16 protein-coding genes are annotated in these 21,239 nt (G+C 62.3%); 5 read left to right on the top strand and 11 right to left on the bottom strand.

Features of this window, described 5'->3' with window-relative positions:
- The first annotated feature begins 69 nt into the window (after positions 1–69).
- Positions 70–2,898 (top strand): DNA polymerase I, encoded by a 2,829-nt coding sequence (gene polA, locus ACZ3GY_RS18820; protein WP_465911540.1) that lies wholly within the window; start codon positions 70–72, stop codon positions 2,896–2,898.
- Between the two features lie 597 nt (positions 2,899–3,495).
- Here the strand turns inward: polA and yihA are convergent.
- The 4 genes from yihA to ACZ3GY_RS18800 all read right to left on the bottom strand — a co-directional run bounded on the left by yihA (position 3,496) and on the right by ACZ3GY_RS18800 (position 7,203).
- Positions 3,496–4,137, bottom strand: coding sequence for a ribosome biogenesis GTP-binding protein YihA/YsxC (gene yihA, locus ACZ3GY_RS18815; protein WP_465911538.1), 642 nt, complete (start codon positions 4,135–4,137; stop codon positions 3,496–3,498).
- Positions 4,138–4,222: 85 nt separating this feature from the next.
- Positions 4,223–5,119, bottom strand: a complete 897-nt coding sequence (locus tag ACZ3GY_RS18810; RefSeq protein WP_465911536.1) for a D-hexose-6-phosphate mutarotase — start codon at positions 5,117–5,119, stop codon at positions 4,223–4,225.
- A 169-nt stretch (positions 5,120–5,288) separates the two neighbouring features.
- Complete coding sequence (locus ACZ3GY_RS18805) at positions 5,289–6,665, bottom strand: TRAP transporter large permease (protein WP_463562823.1); 1,377 nt, start codon at positions 6,663–6,665, stop codon at positions 5,289–5,291.
- Positions 6,658–7,203 (bottom strand): TRAP transporter small permease subunit, encoded by a 546-nt coding sequence (locus ACZ3GY_RS18800; RefSeq protein ID WP_463562822.1) that lies wholly within the window; start codon positions 7,201–7,203, stop codon positions 6,658–6,660. Before ACZ3GY_RS18800 ends, ACZ3GY_RS18805 begins: the two co-directional genes overlap by 8 nt.
- Before the next feature lie 274 nt (positions 7,204–7,477).
- On the opposite strand from ACZ3GY_RS18800, the gene ACZ3GY_RS18795 reads away from it, so the two are divergent.
- Positions 7,478–8,575 (top strand): TRAP transporter substrate-binding protein, encoded by a 1,098-nt coding sequence (locus ACZ3GY_RS18795; protein ID WP_463562821.1) that lies wholly within the window; start codon positions 7,478–7,480, stop codon positions 8,573–8,575.
- A 228-nt stretch (positions 8,576–8,803) separates the two neighbouring features.
- On the opposite strand, the gene argB is transcribed toward ACZ3GY_RS18795, so the two are convergent.
- The 4 genes from argB to coaBC form a co-directional block, all read right to left on the bottom strand.
- The gene (gene argB / locus ACZ3GY_RS18790) at positions 8,804–9,709 is read right to left on the bottom strand and encodes an acetylglutamate kinase (protein WP_465911533.1); all 906 of its coding nucleotides are present in this window, start codon (positions 9,707–9,709) and stop codon (positions 8,804–8,806) included.
- A 24-nt stretch (positions 9,710–9,733) separates the two neighbouring features.
- Positions 9,734–11,125 (bottom strand): phosphomannomutase/phosphoglucomutase, encoded by a 1,392-nt coding sequence (algC, locus tag ACZ3GY_RS18785; RefSeq protein WP_465911848.1) that lies wholly within the window; start codon positions 11,123–11,125, stop codon positions 9,734–9,736.
- Positions 11,126–12,335: 1,210 nt separating this feature from the next.
- Positions 12,336–12,791, bottom strand: a complete 456-nt coding sequence (gene dut, locus ACZ3GY_RS18780; RefSeq protein ID WP_225837193.1) for a dUTP diphosphatase — start codon at positions 12,789–12,791, stop codon at positions 12,336–12,338.
- 31 nt (positions 12,792–12,822) lie between these two features.
- The gene (coaBC, locus tag ACZ3GY_RS18775; protein ID WP_465911531.1) at positions 12,823–14,031 is read right to left on the bottom strand and encodes a bifunctional phosphopantothenoylcysteine decarboxylase/phosphopantothenate--cysteine ligase CoaBC; all 1,209 of its coding nucleotides are present in this window, start codon (positions 14,029–14,031) and stop codon (positions 12,823–12,825) included.
- A 175-nt stretch (positions 14,032–14,206) separates the two neighbouring features.
- Here coaBC and radC point away from each other — a divergent pair, with 175 nt between their 5' ends.
- Positions 14,207–14,881, top strand: a complete 675-nt coding sequence (gene radC, locus ACZ3GY_RS18770) for a RadC family protein (RefSeq protein ID WP_463562817.1) — start codon at positions 14,207–14,209, stop codon at positions 14,879–14,881.
- A 19-nt stretch (positions 14,882–14,900) separates the two neighbouring features.
- Here the strand turns inward: radC and ACZ3GY_RS18765 are convergent, their stop codons facing one another.
- The gene (locus ACZ3GY_RS18765) at positions 14,901–16,265 is read right to left on the bottom strand and encodes an esterase-like activity of phytase family protein (RefSeq protein WP_465911530.1); all 1,365 of its coding nucleotides are present in this window, start codon (positions 16,263–16,265) and stop codon (positions 14,901–14,903) included.
- A gap of 122 nt (positions 16,266–16,387) precedes the next feature.
- Positions 16,388–17,965 (bottom strand): ABC transporter substrate-binding protein, encoded by a 1,578-nt coding sequence (locus ACZ3GY_RS18760; protein ID WP_465911529.1) that lies wholly within the window; start codon positions 17,963–17,965, stop codon positions 16,388–16,390.
- Positions 17,966–18,346: 381 nt separating this feature from the next.
- On the opposite strand from ACZ3GY_RS18760, the gene rpmB reads away from it, so the two are divergent.
- Positions 18,347–18,583, top strand: coding sequence for a 50S ribosomal protein L28 (rpmB, locus tag ACZ3GY_RS18755; RefSeq protein ID WP_225837198.1), 237 nt, complete (start codon positions 18,347–18,349; stop codon positions 18,581–18,583).
- 9 nt (positions 18,584–18,592) lie between these two features.
- Positions 18,593–18,748 carry a 50S ribosomal protein L33 gene (gene rpmG, locus ACZ3GY_RS18750; protein WP_079203857.1) on the top strand — a complete coding sequence of 52 codons (156 nt, stop codon included), beginning with the start codon at positions 18,593–18,595 and terminating at the stop codon, positions 18,746–18,748.
- Between the two features lie 68 nt (positions 18,749–18,816).
- Here the strand turns inward: rpmG and ACZ3GY_RS18745 are convergent, their stop codons facing one another.
- On the bottom strand, positions 18,817–21,195 hold the full coding sequence (locus ACZ3GY_RS18745) for a penicillin acylase family protein (RefSeq protein ID WP_465911526.1): 2,379 nt from the start codon (positions 21,193–21,195) through the stop codon (positions 18,817–18,819).
- Between the last annotated feature and the right edge of the window lie 44 nt (positions 21,196–21,239).

Genomic DNA, 21,239 nt, shown 5'->3' with positions numbered 1-21,239 from the left:
CTTGTCCCTTTGAAATCAACGGTACTGCGTATTCTAGCGCCACGCCCGCCGAAAAGGTTGATCACGCTCATGAGCCAAGCCCCCCTCGTCCTGGTCGACGGTTCCTCTTACCTGTACCGCGCCTTCCATGCCCTGCCGCCCCTGACCACGTCCAAAGGCCTGCCGACAGGTGCGGTCAAGGGTGTGTTGAACATGCTGCGCAGCCTGCGGCGGCAGTACCCGGACAGCCCACTCGCGGTGGTCTTCGATGCCAAGGGCGGTACCTTCCGCGATGAGCTGTTCGCCGACTACAAGGCCAACCGCCCACCGATGCCCGACGAGCTGCGCCTGCAGGTCGAGCCGCTGCACGCCAGCGTGCGCGCACTCGGCCTGCCCCTGCTGTGCATCGAGGGTGTGGAAGCGGACGACGTGATCGGTACCCTGGCCCGGCAGAGCGCCGCCGAGGGCCGTGACGTGGTGATCTCTACGGGCGACAAGGACATGGCGCAGCTGGTGTGCCAGCACGTTACGCTGGTCAACACCATGACCGGTAGCGTTTACGACATCGAGGGCGTGAAAGGGAAGTTTGGTGTCGGCCCTGAGCTGATCATCGATTACCTGGCGCTGATGGGTGACAAGGTCGACAACATTCCGGGCGTGCCCGGCGTCGGCGAGAAAACCGCCCTGGGCCTGCTGGTCGGTGTCGGTGGTGGCCTCGACGTGCTCTACGCCAACCTCGACAAGGTGCCAGGCCTGCCGATCCGCGGTGCCAAGACGCTGCCGGCCAAGCTCGAAGAACACCGCGATATGGCCTATCTCTCCTATCAACTGGCGACCATCAAGCTGGACGTGCCGCTGGATCTTGATTACGCCAGGCTTTACCCGGGCGAGCCGGATATTGAGGCGCTCAAACCGCTCTACGAAGAGCTGGAGTTCAAGGGCTGGCTCGACGAGTTGCTGCGCCAGAACAAAAGCGCTGCGCCCAAAGCCAAGGCCAAGACTGAACTCACCCCGGCTGCCGACGATCTGTTCAGCAACCCAGAAAGCCCTGCGCCTGCAGCAGATGAAGCGCCCGTTGCCGAAAGCGAGCCGGTGGCGGTTACCGGTAACTACCGCACGATCCTCGAGCAGGGCGAATTCGACGCGCTACTCGCGCAGTTGCAGCAGGCCGAGCTGATCGCCTTCGATACCGAAACCACCAGCGTCGACGCCCAGCAGGCGCAGCTGGTCGGCCTGTCATTCGCGGTCAAGGCCGGTGAGGCTGTCTACGTGCCGGTCGCCCACAGCTACATGGGCGTGCCGCAGCAACTGGATCGTGATGCCGTGTTGCGCGCGCTCAAGCCGATTCTCGAAGATCCGGCCAAGGCCAAGGTCGGCCAGCACGCCAAGTACGACATCAATATCCTCGCCAACGCCTCCACGCCCATCACCGTACAGGGCGTGGCGTTCGACACCATGCTCGAGTCCTACGTACTGGACTCCACCGCCACGCGCCATGACATGGACAGCCTGTCGCTAAAGTACTTGGGGCACAGCACCATCCGTTTCGAAGACATCGCCGGCAAGGGCGCCAAGCAACTGACTTTCGACCAGATCGCCCTGGAGCAGGCTGGCCCTTATGCGGCTGAAGACGCCGACGTGACCTTGCGCCTGCATCAGCACCTGTGGAACCGCCTGGAGCAGGTGCCGAGTCTGGCCAGCGTGCTGAGTGATATCGAAATTCCATTGGTACCGGTGCTGGCGCGTATCGAGCGCAATGGTGCGCTGGTCGATGCCAACCTGCTGGGCCGCCACAGCCAGGAGCTGGGCGAGAAGCTGGTCGCCCTGGAACGCGAGGCTTTCGAGGTGGCAGGCGAGGAATTCAACCTTGGTTCGCCCAAGCAGCTCGGCGCCATTCTTTATGAAAAGCTCGGTTTGCCGATCATCAGCAAGACCGCCAAAGGTCAGGCGTCGACTGCCGAAGCGGTGCTCGCGGAGCTGGCCGAGCAGGACTACGAACTGCCCAAGGTGCTGATGCAGTACCGCAGCCTGAGCAAGCTCAAGAGCACCTACACCGATCGCCTGCCAGAACAGATCAACCCGCGTACCGGGCGTATCCACACCAGTTATCAACAGGCAGTGGCGTCCACTGGGCGCCTATCGTCCAGCGACCCGAACCTGCAGAACATCCCAATACGCAGTGCCGAGGGCCGGCGTATTCGCCAGGCCTTCATCGCGCCTGAGGGTTACAAGCTGCTGGCAGCCGACTATTCGCAGATCGAGCTGCGCATCATGGCGCACCTGTCGCGCGATGAAGGGCTGATGAATGCCTTCCGCGAAAACCTCGATGTGCACACCGCGACTGCCGCGGAAGTGTTCAAGGTCGAGCTGGATCAGGTGACCTTGGATCAGCGGCGTAGCGCCAAGGCCATCAACTTCGGCCTGATCTACGGCATGGGCGCGCAGAAGCTGGCCAAGGACATTGGCGTCGACAGCAAAACGGCCAAGGCCTACATCGAGACCTACTTCGCTCGTTACCCCGGCGTGCGCGAATACATGGATCGCACCCGTCGGCAGGCCGCGGAGCAGGGTTTCGTGGAAACCCTGTTCGGGCGTCGTCTGTACCTGCCGCAGATCAAGTCCAGTCGCCCTCAGGAACGCGCCGGTGCCGAACGAACGGCAATCAACGCGCCGATGCAGGGCACTGCGGCGGATATTATCAAGAAGGCCATGGTGGCTGTGGATAACTGGCTCACCGAGTCGGGCCTGGATGCCAGGGTAATCCTGCAGGTACACGATGAACTGGTGCTGGAGGTGCGTGAAGATCTGCTCGAGCAGGTCAGCGCGCAGATTCGTCCGCTGATGGCCGGGGCCGCCGAGCTGGATGTGCCGATGCTCGTCGAGGTCGGTGTAGGCAATAACTGGGATGAAGCCCACTGAGTGGATGCGTCACATTATCAATTAGTGCCCAGAGGCATTAGTGGATATCGAGACCAAACAAAGGGTTCTAAGCATCGCTGAACTTTACTCCTGTCCACCCGGTCAGAGTTTGTGAATGGCCCATAAAGCCCTTCGATGCTCCTTTGTTGTGTTAAGTGTTGGCAGACATCTGAACCCCGCCCTAGCGGTTCAGACCCTTAAACCCCGATCTTCTCCCTCCCCATATGAAGTTCGGGGTTTTTTTTGCCTGCAGAAAAGTGCCAGGCGGCATCGCCCTTCGATCTCCCCATCTGCAGCGTAGACCCTGATTGCCTGGGCGTAAATTCCTGCCGGTACAAAAACACTGTGGCCCGAGATTCGTAGCCTGGCGGTGAGCGAAGCGAAACCTCGGGGCGCTCGCAAGCACTCTGCGGCTGTCGATAATTCCCCCGGGTATCGCTGCGCTCAACCGCGGGCTACGGGGTTTTGCTTACCTGCCCCACAATGCAAAACGCCCCGCGTAGGCGGGGCGTTCGTAGCCTGGTGTTGAGCGCAGCGAAACCCAGGGAAGCGCTTGCAAGCACTGTACATGCCCGGCGTTGGGCAGCAGGGCGGAGGTTACTCCTCCGGCTCTTGCTCTTCGCCCATCAGGCCCAGCCAGTGGCCCAGAACGGTCTGTGCGTCTTCCACGCCAATGCGCTTGGGTGCCGAGAACAGCTGGATGCTCACATGGTCGCCCCAGCCCTTGCGAATGTCCTGCTGAACCTTGAGCAGCGCAGTTTTCGCCGCGCCGAAAGCCAGTTTGTCGGCCTTGGTCAGGAGGATGTGCATGGGCATGCCGCTGGCGCCGGACCAGTCGAGCATCATGCGGTCGAATTCGGTCAGCGGATGACGGATATCCATCATCAGCATCAGCCCGCGCAGGCTTTCACGGCTGCTGAGGTACGCCTCCAGGTGCTTCTGCCAATGCAGCTTGAGCGGGATCGGCACCTTGGCGTAACCGTAGCCGGGCAGGTCGACCAGGCGGCGCTCTTCATCCAGGCGGAAGAAGTTGAGCAACTGGGTGCGCCCTGGCGTTTTCGAGGTGCGCGCTAGGCTGGCGTGGGTCAGGGTATTCAGCGCGCTGGATTTGCCGGCGTTGGAACGCCCGGCGAAAGCCACTTCGTAGCCCTGGTCGTCCGGGCATTGGTCGACCTTGGCGGCGCTGATCAGAAAGGTGGCTTGCTGACACAAGCCGATTGCAGGGTTCTTTGCTTGCATCGGGGTATCCGGTGGAGGGCGTGCATCGCGGCAGTCTATCAGGCTGGAGCCCCGCTGACGCGTACGGGCTGACTGCTGCGCTGTCTCAGAGTGCTTGCGACCAGAGCGTCACTTCGAGTTTGTACTCGGCGTCCGGGGCGAGAATCAGGGCGTCGTCCAGCACATTGGCGTGCTCGATACAGAGCATGCCCTGCCAGGCGTCATCGGCGAACTGCGACAGGCGTTTGGCCTTGGCGATCCAGGGATTCCACACCACCGCGGAGCCTGAGCCTTCGCTGCGCATGAGAATGCGCCGCTTCCACAGCGGGTCGACGATACTCAGTTGCGCCGGTGTGTCGAGGTAGATGCGGTCGGTCTCGCCGCTGAAGGTCAGCGCACCTTTTTGGCGGACTTTCTTCCAGCCGTCCAGGGTGTCGACGTAGCGGCAGGCATCCAGGCCTTCGACCTTCACCTGGCGGATGTCGCTGACCGCGAAGTAGCTATGCAGCGCCTGGCTGATTGGCAGCTCGGTATCGCCGAGGTTACGTGTGGTCAGGGTCAGCTTGAGGCGTTCGCCGAGATGGATGTCGAGCTGCAGCTCGGCGGCGAACGGCCACTCTGCGAACGGCTGTGCAGCCGTGTCGAAGGCGAACGACAGCGTCACGCCATCTTCCTCGGTGTTCAGGCCGATCAGCTGCCAGTCGCAGCTACGCACCAGGCCGTGTGCGGGGGCGTTTTCAGGACGCGTATGGCCGGCCCGTATCGCGTCGGGATTGCGCTGCAGGTCGCCGAACCAGGGCCAGCACACCGGAACCCCGCCGCGCACGCTCTGCCCGGCCTCATAGGTGGCCTCATCGCTCAACCAGATGAGCGGCTGCCCGCTGGCTGGCTGATAACGCAGGATCTGTGCGCCTTGCTCGCTCACCAGCAGTTCGGCGCCGGCGTGGTGGATGCGCCAGCAGACCAGCTCGCCGAGCTGGATACGTTCGTTGGTGGTGCTCATTAAAATGCTGCTCCTGTAGCAGGTGGCTTTTCAACAGCCTGGTAGACGTTGCCTGTTGGGCCACGGCGTGGCCTCGGGGTTCGCGCGCCGCCATGAAAAACGCCCGTCGAGACGGGCGTTACTGTCTGCACTACCTAGGCAACGCAGAAGTTGAGTCGCTTGCTGCCCTTCAGGAACCGTATACCTGCTCGGGTAGCCAGGTAATAAGACCGGGGAATATATAAGCGATCACCAGCAGCAGCAGTTGGATCAGAATGAACGGCACCACACCCTTGTAAATGGTACTGGTCGGTATGCTGGGTGGTGTCACGCCGCGCAGGTAGAACAAGGCGAATCCGAAGGGCGGGGTCAGGAAAGATGTCTGCAGGTTGAGTGCGATCATTACGCCCAGCCAGACCGGATCCAGACCCATGGCCAGCAGCACGGGGCCGACGATCGGAACCACCACGAAGGTGATTTCGATGAAGTCGAGAATGAACCCGAGCAGGAAGATCACCAGCATGACCAGGAAAAACGCGCCGAGTACGCCCCCCGGCAATTGGGCGAATACGTCCTCGATCAACGCTTCGCCACCAAAGCCGCGGAACACCAGCGAGAACAGCGAGGCGCCGATCAGGATCATGAACACCATGGCGCTGATCTCGGTCGTGCCGTAGGCCACGTCACGCAGTTGTCCGAAATTCAGCTTGCCCTTGAACAGCGCCAGTAGCATGGCACCGACTGCGCCGAGCGCAGCGGCTTCGGTCGGGGTTGCGTAGCCAGCCAGAATCGAGCCGAGTACCGCGCCGATCAGCACCAGTGGCGGCACCAGCGCTTTCAGCAACTTGCCCCATTCGACGTCACCGAGCTCTTCCTTGGATAGCGCTGGCAGTTTTTTCGGCTGCAGTATCGCCACGACAATGATGTACACAATGTACAGACCGACCAGCAGCAGGCCCGGCAGCAGGGCGCCGACGAACAGGTCACCAACCGAAACCGTTTTGGGCGAGAAGATGCCCATCTTCAGTTGCGCCTGCTGGTAGGCGCTGGACATCACGTCACCGAGCAGTACCAGTACGATCGATGGTGGAATGATTTGTCCCAGCGTACCGGTGGCGGCCAGCGTACCGGTGGAGATGGCCGGGTCATAGCCGCGGCGCAGCATCGTCGGCAACGCCAGCAGGCCCATGGTCACCACGGTCGCACCCACGATACCGGTGCTGGCCGCGAGTAGAGCACCCACCACGCAGACCGAAATCGCCAAGCCACCGCGCAGGGTGCCGAATAGGCGCGACATCGACTCGAGCAGGTCTTCGGCCACGCGTGAGCGTTCCAACATCACGCCCATGAACACGAAGAGCGGCACCGCCAGCATGGTCTGGTTGTTCATGATGCCGAACAGGCGATTGGGCAGAGCGCTCAGGTAACCTGGGTCGAAGCTGCCGGTAAGGATGCCGATGCCAGCGAACAGCAACGACACGCCACCTAGGGTGAAGGCCACCGGGTAGCCGGCCATCAGCGCTACGCAGATGCTGGCGAACAGCAGGATTGCCATTAACTCAGCCATGTTTCACCTCCGCAGCAGGCAGGCGACCGGTGATGACGTAGAGCGCTTTGATTAGGTTGGAGATGCCTTGCAGCGTCAGGCTGGCCACCAGCAACAAGATGATGCTCTTCTGCAGGTAAACGAATTTCAGCCCTCCCGATTCACTGGAGCCTTCATAAGTCGCCCATGCGTTGCCGACATAGTCCCAGCTTGCCCAGCCGAGGAACAGGCAGACCGGCAGCAGAAACAGCACGTTGCCCATAATCTCGACCAGAGCCTGGCGCCGACCGCTGAACTGTTGATAGAAAATGTCCACTCGCACGTGTGCATTGCGCTGCATGGTCCAAGCTGCGGCGCCCATGAATACCAGCGCATGGCCATAGAGCACCGCCTCTTGCAGAGCGGTTGCGCCGATGCCGAAGCCATAACGTAGGATCACAACGATGGTTGTACCGAGCACCAGAAAAAGTGTCAGCCATGAACAGGTTTTGCCAAGGTATTGATTGACGGTATCAATGACGTGGGCAATGCCGAGGGGAAGTGAAGGCGTGCTGGACATAGGGCGTCCTTATAGTTATGAAATAGAGAAGGCAAAAAGCGGCTGATTCTAGGCAGTTACCAGTTAAAACAGCAATGGCGATACGACTTTAGTCATGTTTGCTATACCTGATGGCGGCTTGCCTCTAATGTGCTCATGTTCAGGCAGTGTTGGAGCAGGAGCGGAACCCTGTGTGTCGCTGCCGTTTAAACGCAGGATAGCCTTCTAGAAAAGTATTATTGTGCTCTGCAATCGCTTCGCTACAACTATTAAAACAACAACAAGGAGCTTACTTATGAAACGTCGCCAAATACTGGCTGCTGCAGGTGTCGGCATTGCCGCGGGTGCATTGGTTGGCTGCAAGGAGGAAGCGGGTACGGCCAACTCGTCGCAACCGGCCGCCGAGGCCAAGACCTTCGCCTGGAAAATGGTCACCTCCTGGCCAAAGAACTTCCCAGGTGTGGGTGTCGGTGCAGAACGCTTCGCCAAGCTGGTCGATCAGATGAGCAATGGCCGTTTGAAGGTCAAGGTCTACGCCGCCGGTGAGCTGGTGCCGGCCCTCGAGGTGTTCGACGCAGTCTCGCGCGGCACTGCCGAAATGGGCCACGGCGCGCCTTACTACTGGAAAGGCAAAGTACCCGCAGCGCAATTTTTCTGCGCACTGCCATTCGGCCCCAATGCCCAGGAAATGAATGCCTGGCTGCACTACGGCGGCGGCATGCAGTTGTGGGAAGAGGTCTACAAGCCCTACGGCGTACTGCCGATGGCGTGCGGTGCTACTGGCGTGCAGACCGCTGGCTGGTTCAACAAGGAAATCAATACGGTCGACGACCTCAAAGGTCTGAAAATGCGTACTCCTGGCCTCGGCGGTGAAGTGTTGACCAAGGTCGGCGGTACGGTGGTCAACATGCCCGCGGGTGAGATCTTCACCGCGCTGCAGACCGGTGCCATCGACGCCACCGAGTGGATCGGCCCATACAACGACCAGGCTCTCGGCCTGCACAAGGCGGCCAAGTACTACTACACGCCGGGTTGGCAGGAGCCGAACGTCACCTTCGAACTGGATATCAACATCAAGGCTTGGGAAACCCTGCCGGCCGACCTGCAGGCCATCGTTCGTGCCGCTGCCCGTGACGTCAACGCCGACATGCTCGACGACTACAACGCCAAGAACATGGAGGCGATGGAGCAGCTGAAGAAGGAGGGCGTCGACGTGCGCCGCCTACCGGACGACGTGCTGAGCAAGCTCAAGGAAGTGTCAGCCGGAGTGGTCGATGCGACCGCCGCCGCCGATCCCGCCGCGCAAAAGGTCTGGGAGCAGCAGAAGGCCTATCTGGCGCGCCTGTACGAGTACGCCGAAGCCAACGAGAAGGATATCTACGCGATTCGTTGAGTGGTGCACCCGTAGGGTGGGTTAGCGACGCCGTACCAGGTAATTGCAAGCGCCTGATCTCTCGATGCGGCGCGTAACCCACCAGGCGATAATCGGTGTTTCACCCATGGTGGGTTACGGTGCCGCATGAAGCTTGTGCGCCTGCCGATTTCCGACAGGCACCTAACCCACCCTACGGAAACAAGAACGCCGGCTGCGAAGCCGGCGTTTTTGTTTTACGGAGCGCGATCAGTGACGCTTGCGGTTGCTGATCAGGGTGCCTACACCGGTGTCGGTGAAGATTTCCAGCAGCACGGCGTTTGGCACGCGACCGTCGACGATGTGTGCAGTGGTCACGCCGCCTTGTACTGCTTCCAGCGCGCAGCGAATTTTCGGCAGCATGCCGCCGTAGATGGTGCCGTCGGCGATCAGGCTGTCGACCTGTTCGGTGGTCATGCCGGTCAGCAACTGGCCCTGCTTGTCCAGCAGACCGGCGATATTGGTCAGCAGCATCAGCTTCTCGGCCTTCAGCGCCTCGGCGACCTTGCCGGCTACCAGGTCGGCGTTGATGTTGTAGGACTCGCCATCCGGACCCACGCCGATCGGTGCGATCACCGGGATGAAGTTACCGCGTACCAGCATGTTCAGCAGCTCGGTGTTGACCCCGGTAACTTCGCCAACGTGGCCGATGTCGATGATTTCCGGTTGGGTCATTTCCGGAGTCTGGCGGCTGACGGTGAGCTTCTTGGCGCGGATCAGCTCGGCGTCTTTACCGGTCAGGCCGATGGCGCTGCCACCATGACGGTTGATCAGGTTGACGATGTCCTTGTTGACCTGGCCGCCGAGCACCATCTCTACCACGTCCATGGTCTGCGCATCGGTCACGCGCATGCCATCGATAAAGTGGCTTTCGATGGACAGACGCTTGAGCAGATCACCGATCTGCGGACCGCCGCCGTGCACTACCACCGGGTTGATGCCTACTGCTTTCATCAGCACGATGTCGCGGGCGAAGCCAGTCTTCAGCTCGTCGCTTTCCATGGCGTTGCCGCCGTATTTGATCACCAGGGTCTTGCCAACGAAGCGGCGAATGTACGGCAGTGCTTCGGACAGAACCTTGGCGACGTTGGTGGCGGCATCACGCTCTAGGGTCATGCGGGGGCTCCAGTGCTGGGCGGATCAGAACGGTAATTTGACATCGGGCGCGACGAGGTGCATCTGCGTGCGGAACAGTTCCTGAATCCGCTCCAGCTCAGCCAGGTTCTCCGCTTCGAAGCGCAGTACCAGAACCGGCGTGGTATTGGACGCACGCACCAGGCCCCAACCTTTCGGGTAGTCGACGCGCACACCATCGAGGTTGGTCACACTGCCTTCGCCCCACTGGCCTTCACGCTGCAGGCGCTCGACGATGGGGAACTTGGTCTGTTCGGTGACCTGGATGTTGATTTCTGGTGTGGACACATCATTCGGGAACGCGGCGAACACCTGCTCGGCGGTGCGCTTGTCCTGGCTGAGAATTTCCAGCAGGCGGGCGGCTGCATAGATGCCGTCGTCGAAACCGTACCAGCGCTCCTTGAAGAACACGTGGCCGCTCATTTCGCCGGCCAGCAGGGCGCCGGTTTCCTTCATCTTTTTCTTGATCAGCGAGTGGCCGGTCTTCCACATCACCGGACGGCCACCGTAGCCGCTGATCAGCGGAGTCAGGCGGCGGGTGCACTTGACGTCGAAGATAATGTCGGCGCCCGGATTGCGCGAGACCACATCCTTGGCGAACAGCATCAACAGGCGATCTGCGTAGACGATAGAACCGGTGTTGGTGACCACACCAACGCGGTCGCCATCACCGTCGAAGGCAAGGCCGAGGTCTGCGTTCTCTTCCTTGACCTTGGCGATCAGGTCGACCAGGTTCTCGGGCTTGCCTGGATCCGGGTGATGGTTGGGGAAGTTGCCGTCGACATCGCAAAACAGTGGGATCACTTCGCAACCCAGGGCTTCGATCAACTGCGGGGCGATCACCCCTGCAGCGCCGTTGCCACAGTCGACCACCACGCGCAGGGGCTTGGCCATGGCGATATCGCTGCGGATTTGTTCCAGGTAGCGTGGCAGCAGGTCGATAGCCTCGACGCTGCCTTCACCGCTGACCAGGTCATTGGTGTCGATGCGTGTCTTGAGTGCCTGAATCTGCTCGTTGGCCAGGGTGTCGCCAGCGATGACGATCTTGAAACCGTTGTAGTCTGGCGGGTTGTGGCTACCAGTGAGCATCACCGCGGATTTGCCGGCCAGCACGTGACCGGCGTAATACACCACGGGCGTCGGCACCATGCCGACGTCGCTGACCTGGCAACCGCTGTCGACCAAGCCCTGGATCAGTTGCTGCACGAGCGTCGGGCCAGACAGGCGGCCGTCGCGGCCAACGGACACCTTGGGCTCGCCCTCGGCCAGACTCTGTGAGCCGATGGCGCGGCCAATCCAATAGGCGGTTTCCGGGGTCAGGCCGGCGCCCACCACGCCGCGGATGTCATAGGCGCGGAAGATATCTGCTGGAAGTTTCGGGGCTTGCGGCGCGGTCATGATCGGGGTCTGCTCCAGTCCCAGGAGATCCTGGTCGTCGTCGAGAATGTCGATATCGAGGATATCGGTGTCTTGAAACAGCGGATTTACGAGATCCGCCGGCTTGGCCGCGACGCTACTACTGGGTTGCTGACTGACGATAGCGTCCGGGCGTACGGCCACGGACTCCTGGGCGCGACGTGGGAGTCGGCTCAGGCTTTGCGCCAGGTCATGCAGGGCGGGCAGGCTCAAGCTGAAGGCTTTGACGGCTTTGCCCGCGGAGAGTTCTTTAACCAACTGGGTCAATTGCGACGTGTCACTGTTCAGACGCTGCTGCAGGCGTCGGTTGACCAGGTAGAGCCCCACCAGAGCACCAGCCAGCGCGACCAGCAGTGCAAGTGCCAGCAGCGTCGGCGACAGCCCGTTCGCCCCCAGGCTGGAGGCCGGTGTGAAGTTCAGCGTCCAGTGTGGGTTACCGGTCGCGAATGCCTGGGCGTTGCCATCGGCCTGGCCGCGCTGGATGAGAACCTGCGGGGCGCCGCCATCGAAGCGTTGCACCAATTGGATCTGCCCGACATCGGCCGGTAGCGGCGGCAGGTTGGCGAGCACGCGGTTGATATCGACGGCCAGCAGCAGGGTGCCGAGCATGGGTTGGGCATCGTCCTGACGGACAGGGGCGACGCTATAGGCCAGCCAGCGATCGCCGACCCGATAGGCTTCCACTGCCGGTGCCTGCCCACCTTCGAGGCGACGCAGCATGTCCAGCGCGGCGAAGTTCATCGGCGCTGTGCGGCTGCTGTCCGGCACAGCCTGGCCGGTAAGATTGAGCTGGGCATCGGCCACGCCGCTCCAGTAGCGCAGGCTGTTTTCGGCGTTGCGCAGTTGCTGCTCGTCACCGCTCTGCAGCGCTTGCGACAGCGCCGGGTTGCGTGCGGCTGCGATAGTGTCTGCGCTGAGTTGCTTGAGCGCCTGCTGCAGGCTGGCCGCCTGGCTGTTGCCCCAGGCCTGGGTGAGTTGTTGCTGCTGCAATTGCTGGGCGGGGCTGACTGCGGTGATCCACAGCAGCGCGCCAGCCAGCACCGCGCCGAGGGTGGCTGCCAGGGCGCCGGGTAGCAGGTCGGCACTGGCCTTCTGCTTGGGCCGGGAGTTGTCTTGCGAATCGCCGGAGCGTTCTTCCTTGGGCGCGCGTTTGAAGCCTTTCATCAGACGTCTCCTGGCGATTGGGTCTGTTTCAGTGGCTGCCGGAGTGGCCGAAACCACCGGTGCCGCGCTCGCTGTCGTCGAATTCCTCGACCACTTCGAAGCGAGCTTGTACGACGGGCACTAGCACCAGCTGAGCGATGCGCTCGCCAATCGCCATCTTGAAGGCGCTGTTGCCGCGGTTCCAGCACGACACCATCAGTTCACCCTGGTAGTCGGAGTCGATCAGACCGACCAGATTGCCGAGCACGATGCCGTGTTTGTGGCCCAGGCCCGAGCGCGGCAGGATCAGCGCCGCCAGGCCCGGGTCGGCAACGTGGATCGCCAGGCCGGTGGGGATCAATACGGTCTGCCCCGGTTCCAGGGTCAGGTCTTCCTTGAGCATGGCACGTAGATCGAGGCCTGCCGAACCCGGCGTGGCATAAGCCGGCATGGGGAAGTCGTTACCGAGGCGGGGGTCGAGAATCTTGGCTTGTAGGGCGTGCATGGGGTGATCAGGGTTTCCGTGCTGATGAATGTCAGGGTTTCGGTTGGTGCGCGGCGATGAAGCTCACCAGTTGTCGGGCGATCTTGCCCTTGCTGGTTTGCGCGAAGCTGCTCTGGTGGAGCTCGCGATCGATGATGGTGATCGCGTTGTCTTCACTGTTGAAACCGATGCTGGGGTTGGCCACGTCGTTGGCGACGATCAGATCGAGGTTCTTGTCCTTGAGCTTGCGCGAGGCGTACTCCAGCAGGTTCTCGGTCTCGGCCGCGAAGCCGACGCTGAAGGGGCGGTCGTCACGGTGTGCCAGGGTGGCGAGAATGTCCGGGTTGCGCACCATCTGCAACAGCAGGCCGTCACCGCTGTTGGGGTCTTTCTTCAATTTGTGCTGAGCGACAACTTCCGGGCGGTAGTCGGCGACCGCTGCCGCGGCGATGAGGATGTCGCAGGGCATTGCCGCTTCGCAGGCAGCGAGCATGTCACGGGCACTGACCACGTCGATGCGGTTGACCCGATCCGGCGTCGCCAGGTGCACCGGGCCGCTGATCAGGGTGACCTTGGCACCGGCTTCCACCGCAGCCTCGGCGAGGGCGAAGCCCATCTTGCCGGAGCTGTGGTTGGTGATGTAACGCACCGGGTCGATGTTTTCCTGGGTCGGCCCGGCGGTAATCAGCACGTGCTTGCCGGTCAGCGCGAGATGCTCGAAGCAGTCGGCAGCTAGGTGCGCCAGGTCATCGGCCTCGAGCATGCGCCCCAGGCCGACGTCGCCACAGGCCTGGCTGCCGGATGCCGGGCCAAACAGGCGCAGGCCGCGTGCGCGCAGCAACTCGGTATTGGCTTGAGTTGCCGGGTCGCGCCACATCGCCTGGTTCATTGCGGGCGCCAGGGCTACGGGGGCATCGGTGGCGAGTACCAGTGTGGTCAGCAGGTCATCGGCCACGCCCTGTGCCAGGCGCGCCATAAGATCGGCGGTCGCCGGCGCGATCAATACCAGGTCGGCCCAGCGCGCCAGTTCGATATGGCCCATGGCGGCTTCGGCCGCCGGGTCGAGCAGATCCTGATGCACCGGGTGACCGGATAGCGCCTGCAGGGTCAGCGGCGTGATGAACTCGCGACCGCCCTGAGTCATGACCACGCGCACTTCGGCGCCCTGATCCTTGAGTCGGCGTACCAGCTCGGCGCTCTTGTACGCCGCGATGCCGCCACCCACGCCGAGGATGATGCGTTTGCGATACAGCCGCTGCATAACTCTGCCTTTGTCGTGTGTAGTTACAGACGCAGATGACCGATCCTCCCCAGGCCCGGCACCACGCGAAAAACCGGGCTACGATAGCACAGCGGCAGCAGGGGAGCAGCGGCGCGCGCGGCGAGCGAATCGCCGACGGCACACGCTAATCAAGTGGATGGACAAGGAGTGTCTTATGAGTATTCGTGAGTGGCCCGCGGCAGAGCGCCCGCGGGAGAAGTTGCTGGCCCAGGGCGCGGCGAGCCTGACCGACGCCGAGTTGCTGGCGATCTTCCTGCGCACCGGTGTAGCGGGGCAGAGTGCGGTGGATCTGTCGCGCCATCTGCTCGCCGACTTCGGCAGCCTGCGCGCGCTGCTGCAGGCCGACCTGCCGTCCTTCACGCAGCGTCTTGGGCTTGGCCCGGCCAAGTTCGCCCAGTTGCAGGCCGTGCTGGAAATGGCTCGACGACATTTGGCCGAGCAACTGCGCCGTGACTCAGCGCTGGAAAGCCCACAGGCCGTACGCGATTACCTCAAGGCGCTGCTGCGTCACGAACCCCATGAAGTGTTCGGCTGCCTGTTTCTCGATGCCAAGCATCGCGTGCTGGCGTTCGAGGCGCTGTTCCAGGGCTCCATCGACAGCGCCAGCGTTTACCCGCGCCAGGTGGTCAAGCGCGCGCTGGCGCATAATGCCGCCGCGCTGATCCTCACGCACAATCATCCGTCAGGCGTCGCGGAGCCGAGTCAGGCCGACAAGGTGCTGACCCAGCGATTGAAGGAGGCGCTCGCCCTGGTCGAAGTCCGCATCCTCGACCATTTCATCGTCGGCGATGGCGAGCCGTTGTCGATGGCCGAGCACGGCTGGATGTAGCCGGCGCGGCCATCGCCGATCACTGGGCGCGCAGCAGTTCGCCCACCTCGAGCAGAACCAGTTCGTTGTCATCGACCTGGTTGGGCTCTCGGCTGCTGGAGAACGGCAGGTTGTTATCGTTGCCGACAACGATGTGCGTGTCATCGACGATGTCGACGTTCTCGATGGTGAAGAACGGGAAGGTCAGCACGCCATCGTTCAGCGGCTTGCGCGCCAGGCCTTGCGGATCCTGGATGGCGAGCAGGTCGATATGGCCGACCTTGCGCACGGGCTGGCCAACATTGCTATCGTCGAACGCTACTTTGTAGACGCGCTTGAAGCGGGCGATGTCTGAGAAGCAGGTGCTGCCGGTCTCGCCTGCAGGGCAGGCCTTGTCGGGCGTGCCTTCGCCATTGTCGCGTTCGATGATCAGCCCGCTGGCAGCATCGATCATGTTGAAGTCGCCGATAGCGTGGCCGGGCTGCTCAAGGGGATAGAGCCAGTGGCGACCCGTCCAGGCCTCGCGCTGCACGTCGAATTCGACCATACGCAATACGCTCTTGCCATCCTGCTGCTCGGCGCCGTTGCTGGCTGCGTCCCACAAGGGGCCTTCGAGCAGTGCATAGAGCTTGCTGCCGTCGCTGGAGGCCGCCATGCCTTCCAGGCCCTTGGAACGACGCACCTCGACATTCATCGGCTCGGCAGGCCAGCCAGGCAGCTTGACCGCGGGGTTGTCGGGCGAGCGCACCGGTTTGCCCGCTACCTCCACGTCGAACACCTTCTGCACCCGGCCCTGCAGGTCGGTCTTGATCACATAGGGGCCGAACTCGTCACCGATCCAGATTGCATCACCCGCGAACTGGAAACTCTCGGGATCGAAATCGGCGCCCGACAGGTAGCGCGCTTGCGTGCCTTCGTGAACGATTCGAAATGGCACCTTCTTGTCCGGGTCGCTGAGAAATACCGTCGCCAGCCGCTTGAACTCGCCTGACTGGAAGTCGACGTTGTAGTGGTTAAGGTAGAGCATCGCGTCGGCGGAGTTGGCCTTGGTGCCAAAGCCGTTGTCGGTCAGCACCCAGAAATTGCCATCAGGCATGTGCTTGATGCCGGAATGGCCCTGCAGCGGCTGACCTTCAAAAGGCAGCGACATACCGGTGGGGCGATTGGCCGACATCCCTTCGACGCTGCCGATTTTCTCGCTGCGCTGGCCATTGGAGAATTTGCCGCTGACCGCGAAATCGGCCGGTGCATCCGCCGGCGGAGTCACGAAGCTGGCCGCAGGTAGCACGGCGTGGCCGGCCAGTATCGCCGGGTAGGCGCTGGCTGTGTTCTGCCCATGGGCGATGAGCGGCACGCAGCAGAGCGTGGTGGCTAGCAGTTTGCAAACACTGGCATTGAAGCGCATGGCCGAACGATCCCCGTCTGTAGAGAACGGACAGGGTGGGGCAGGCGTGTGTCATGGCTGTGACAACTACCTGCCACCTGCACGCAGCTAGAGCGGGCAGGCAGCAGACAGGGCGCGGGGTTTCAGGGCTTCACGCTGACCTTGGAGAAGTCCTGGCGGCCGAACGGGCTGACGCTGTAGCCCTCGACATCCTTGCGGATGAGGGCGTAGGCCGTTGGGTGCGCCAGAGGCAGCCACAGCGCCTGCTGCTGGATGATCGCCTGAGCATCTTTATATAGCGCAGCGCGTTTTGCCTGATCGCTGATCGTCTTGCCGTCGGCGATCAGCTTGTCGAGCTTGGCGTCGCAGTAACGGGCGAAGTTCAGGCCGGACTCCACCGAGGCGCAGGAAAATTGTGGGGTCAGGAAGTTGTCCGGGTCACCGTTGTCGCCGGCCCAGCCCATGAACAGCAAGTCGTGCTCGCCCGCTTTGGCGCGGCGGATCAGTTCGCCCCACTCAATCACGCGGATTTCGGCCTTGATGCCGACCTTGGCTAGGTCGGCCTGCAGCAGTTGTGCGCCCAGGCTGGGGTTGGGGTTGAGCAGGCTGCCCGACGGGCGCGTCCAGATGGTGGTACTGAAACCGTCGGCCAGCCCGGCTTCTTTCAACAGTTCACGGGCTTTCTGCGGATCATGGGCGTAGCCCGGCAGTTCACTGGCGTAGCCCCAGGTGTTGGGCGGGTAAGGGCCGTTGGCGGGCTCTGCACTGTTCTCGAATACCGCTTTCAGGTAGCTAGTTTTGTCGAACGCCAGGTTGATGGCCTGGCGCACGGCGGGCTTGTCCAGTGGTGGGTGCTGGCTGTTGATGCCGACGAAGGCGGTCATGAAGGCCGCGGTTTTCACGCTGCTGAGGTTGGCGTCCTTGGCGGCGGCCTCGACGTCCAGCGGCTTGGGCGACAGGGCGATATGGCATTCACCGCGGCGCAGCTTCTGCAGGCGCACGTTGGCATCCGGGGTGATGGCAAACACCAGCGCGTCGACGTTCGGCTTGCCGGCGAAGTAGTCCGCGTTGGCGACATAGCGGACGGCGGCGTCCTTCTGGAAGCGCCTGAACACGAAAGGCCCGGTGCCGATGGGCTGGCTGTTGAGCTTCTCGGGCGTCTCGGCCTTGAACAACTGATCCGCGTATTCGGCCGAGTAGATGGAGGCGAAGCCCATGCTCAGGGTGGCGAGGAAGGTCGCGTCCGGTTTGTTGAGCGTGATGCGTACCTGGTGGGCATCGACCTTCTCGATCGCCTTGACCAGCTCAGGCCATTGCATGGATTGGGCATGGGGATAGCCGCTGGTGGCCACCTTATGCCAAGGCTGGGCAGGGTCGAGCATGCGCTGGAAGCTGAACAGCACGTCGTCGGCTTCCAGTGGGCGGCTGGGCTTGAAGTAGTCGGTGCGGTGGAACTGCACGTCGGGGCGCAGGGTAAAGGTGTAGGCGAGGCCGTCCTGGGAAACCTCCCATTTGCTGGCCAGGCTCGGTACCAGCTTGCCGCTGGCGGCATCGAAATCGACCAGGCGGTTCATCAGCACGTCGGCCGAGGCGTTGGTGGTGGTCAGGGAGTTGTACTGCACCACGTCGAACCCGTCCGGGCTGGCTTCGGTACAGACGCTGAGGGTGGCGGCCTGGGCGAACAGCGGGGCGATGAGTAGCGGCAAAAGGGCGAGACGCATGGTGAACTCCTGAACGGGGCGGCGCGCATCCGGCGGGCCGTCGAATGGAAAACGCTGACTGGGGTGGGTCGCGTTGACGCGTGAACAGACACTAAGCGATAAGTCGGAGGGGGACAACGTATCCTGGCGACCAATGGTCGTTGCTGGGCACGCCCGCAGGGCCGGGCTAAAGCGCAGATGAACTGCGTTTTAGCGTGTGTTCATGCTTGTTGCACCAAGGTCTTTCTGGTATAAAGCAGCGCTCTTTTCTAGGGGCCCGGTTGCTTGATTGCTATCTATCACCGGTAAGACCCTGAAGAAACGCGGCGCCCAGCGCCGAAAAACAGAGATTAAGCGGCCAACCCATGCCGGGTTGGGCATGTGGTTTTAGAGGGCTGAGGTATGTCGAGAGTCTGTCAAGTTACCGGTAAGCGTCCGGTAAGCGGGAATAACATTTCCCACGCTAACAATAAAACCCGTCGTCGTTTCCTGCCGAACCTGCAGCATCATCGCTTCTGGGTCGAGACTGAGAATCGCTTCGTGCGTCTGCGCCTTACTGCTAAAGGTATGCGCATCATCGACAAACGTGGTATTGACGTTGTCCTGGCCGAGCTTCGTGCTCGTGGCGAAAAGGTTTAAGGAGCTATCATGCGCGAACTGATCCGTTTGGTGTCCAGTGCCGGTACCGGCCACTTCTACACCACCGACAAGAACAAACGCACCACCCCCGACAAGCTCGAAATCAAGAAATTCGATCCTGTCGTACGTAAGCACGTGAACTACAAGGAAGCCAAGATCAAGTAATTGATCGGCGACCCTGTTGTTGAAAAAGCCCACCTCATGGTGGGCTTTTTCATGCCTGGGATTTGTTCCTAAGGTAGGGGGCGCAGGGTCAGCGTGCTGCGCGTATTGGCGGTGACATCTGTGTCGCTCAGGTGTTGTGGCGCGTACTGGCCGTCGATGAAGCGCTGCGCCTGGTCGCGGTAATGGCGGTCGAAAGGCACGCCACTCTGGCCAAGCGGGTTGATGCCCAGGCTGTGGCTGGCATCGGCCATATCGATCAGGCGCCGCGTCGAGGGACCGTAGCCCACCGGCCAGGGCGCACTGGCGATACGGTGCGACAGGTTATTCGGCGTTTCATGGCCACCAGGCGCGGCCAGCGGGCCGACGTTGAGAAGCTCATTCAGCGGCCATTGCACGCCCAGCGGGTGCTGATGGGTGAGGGTGTGCGCCGAGCCCCAGTGCCATTGCTCGGTATTCTCGCCGAGGGTCGCTCGCAGGTGCTGCAGGGTCGCACGCCATGCGTCGGCCACTGCCTCGGCCCGGCTACGGGGTTGGCCGCCGAGATGCTTCCACCAAGGCGACTGAGGGTCGGCGGTGAGGCGTGGTAGTGCGCTGTCGATCATGCGGGTCGACAGCAGGTAGTCGAAAGATGGTTGGCCCAGTCTCTCAGCCATGGCAATACGGCTGAGTTCGTAGGTGAGTTGATTGAACAGGGTCGCGGCGAGCGAGTTCACGGGGTGATCACCCGCCCAAGCGGCCAGTAACTCCACCAGTTTGCGCTCATGATCATCCGCTGCGGCAGCACGCAAGTCATCGAGGATCGGCGCCAGTAACCGCGGGCCATAATCGGTGCCGGTTTCCAGCTGCAGGGCCTGGCTGTTGTGCAGATCCCAGCGCACATCCGGATTGCTCAGGTGCCGGTTCAGGCGCTGGCCGCGTTCGGGCGGGTTGTAGTAACCGGGAACCGCGAGGCCGTTGGGCGACAGCGGCTGAAAGTTGGCCGAGACAATATAGCCGCGCGCAGGGTTCTCTTCCTGAGGGTTGGCGCTGAAGGGGTGGAAGCCGGGTTTGTCTGCCGCGTTGCTGCCGCCGTCGAGAATGAACGCCGGATTCACCCCGGCAGGTCGTTCAGGCAGTTTCGCCGCGGCCCACCAGGCGATGTCACCGCTGGCGTTGGCCCAGACCAGGTTCAGGCCGGGGGCGTGGATGCGCTCTGCAGCGGCGCGGCCTTTTTCCAAGGTGTCGGCACGGTTCAGGCGGTAGAAGGCATCGAGCAGCGGGTTTTCGGTTTCCAGAAAGGCCCACCACATGGCGATCGGTGTCGTGCCGTCGGCGTCGCCCAGGGCATCGTTGATGATCGGGCCGTGAGGGGAGCGGCGCAGCTCCAGGGATACTGGCTCGGCGTCCTTGACCTGAATGGTCTCCTGGCGATGCTGCAGATCGACCCAGTGGCCCTGGTACCAGACCTGTCCGGGATTGTCCGGGTTGACCCGTTCGGCGATCAGATCCATGTCGTCGTTCTGGAACATGGTCAGGCTCCAGGCGAAGTCGCGGTTGTGGCCGAGAAACGCCACCGGGGTCGCCGGCTGTTGATGGCCGTACAGCTCGAAGCCCGGGTACTTGAGGTGCGCCTCGTACCACACCGACGGTGCGGAGAAGCGAATATGCGGGTCGCCGGCCAGCAGGGGCTTGCCGCTGGCGGTGCGCGAACCCGATACCGCCCAGGCATTGCTGCCCTCGAACTGCGGCAGACCGCTGTCGATCAGGGCTTGCTGGCTGAGCTGGGCGAGGCGGTCGAGCATCTGCCAATCGTTTTTCCCGAGGGATGCGTCGATCACCCCTTCGGGGTGCCAGTCGAGATCGAAGATAGTCAGGTAGTCGCTGCCTAGCTCGTCGCGGATACGAGTCAGCAGCGGCTCGCTGCGCAGCGCCGCGGCGAAGCTGTAGGCCAGGTAACCGGCTATGGACAGGGTGTCGGCGGCCGTGAAAGGGCGCTTCTCGATGCCCAGCAGGTCGAACTCCAAGGGCGCCGGGCGGCTGTCCTGATATTGGTTGATGCCATCGAGATAGGCTGCGAGTGCCTTGGCGTGGGGGCTGTCGGCATCCAGCAGGGCGGCCTGCTGGTCGGCCCTTGTGCGGATTTCCAGGCTACGGAACAGGCGGTCGGTGGGCAGCAGTTTGGCGCCGAGAATTTCCGCTAGTTCGCCGCGTGCCAGGCGGCGCAGCATTTCCATCTGGAACAGACGATCCTGAGCCTGGGCGAAGCCCAGAGCGCGGTACAGGTCGGACTCGTTCTGCGCCTCGATATGCGGCACGCCGCGCTCGTCGTAGCGCACCTCGACCGGCGCGCTCAAACGCTGCAGCGTCAGTTGGCCGTCACGCAGTGGCTGCTTGCTGTGCAGGTACCAGGCTCCTGCGCCAGTCACTGCCAGCATGAGTGCAGCCAGGGTGATAAATAGGCGTTTCATGCTCACATCCTTGTTACGAGGGCGCCCATGCTGCGAGCAATCGG

The organism is Pseudomonas sp. PME37.24/006 (genome assembly GCF_055556635.1).
Note: the sequence above shows the minus strand (reverse complement) of the source record. Positions and strands in the feature narration are given on the sequence as shown.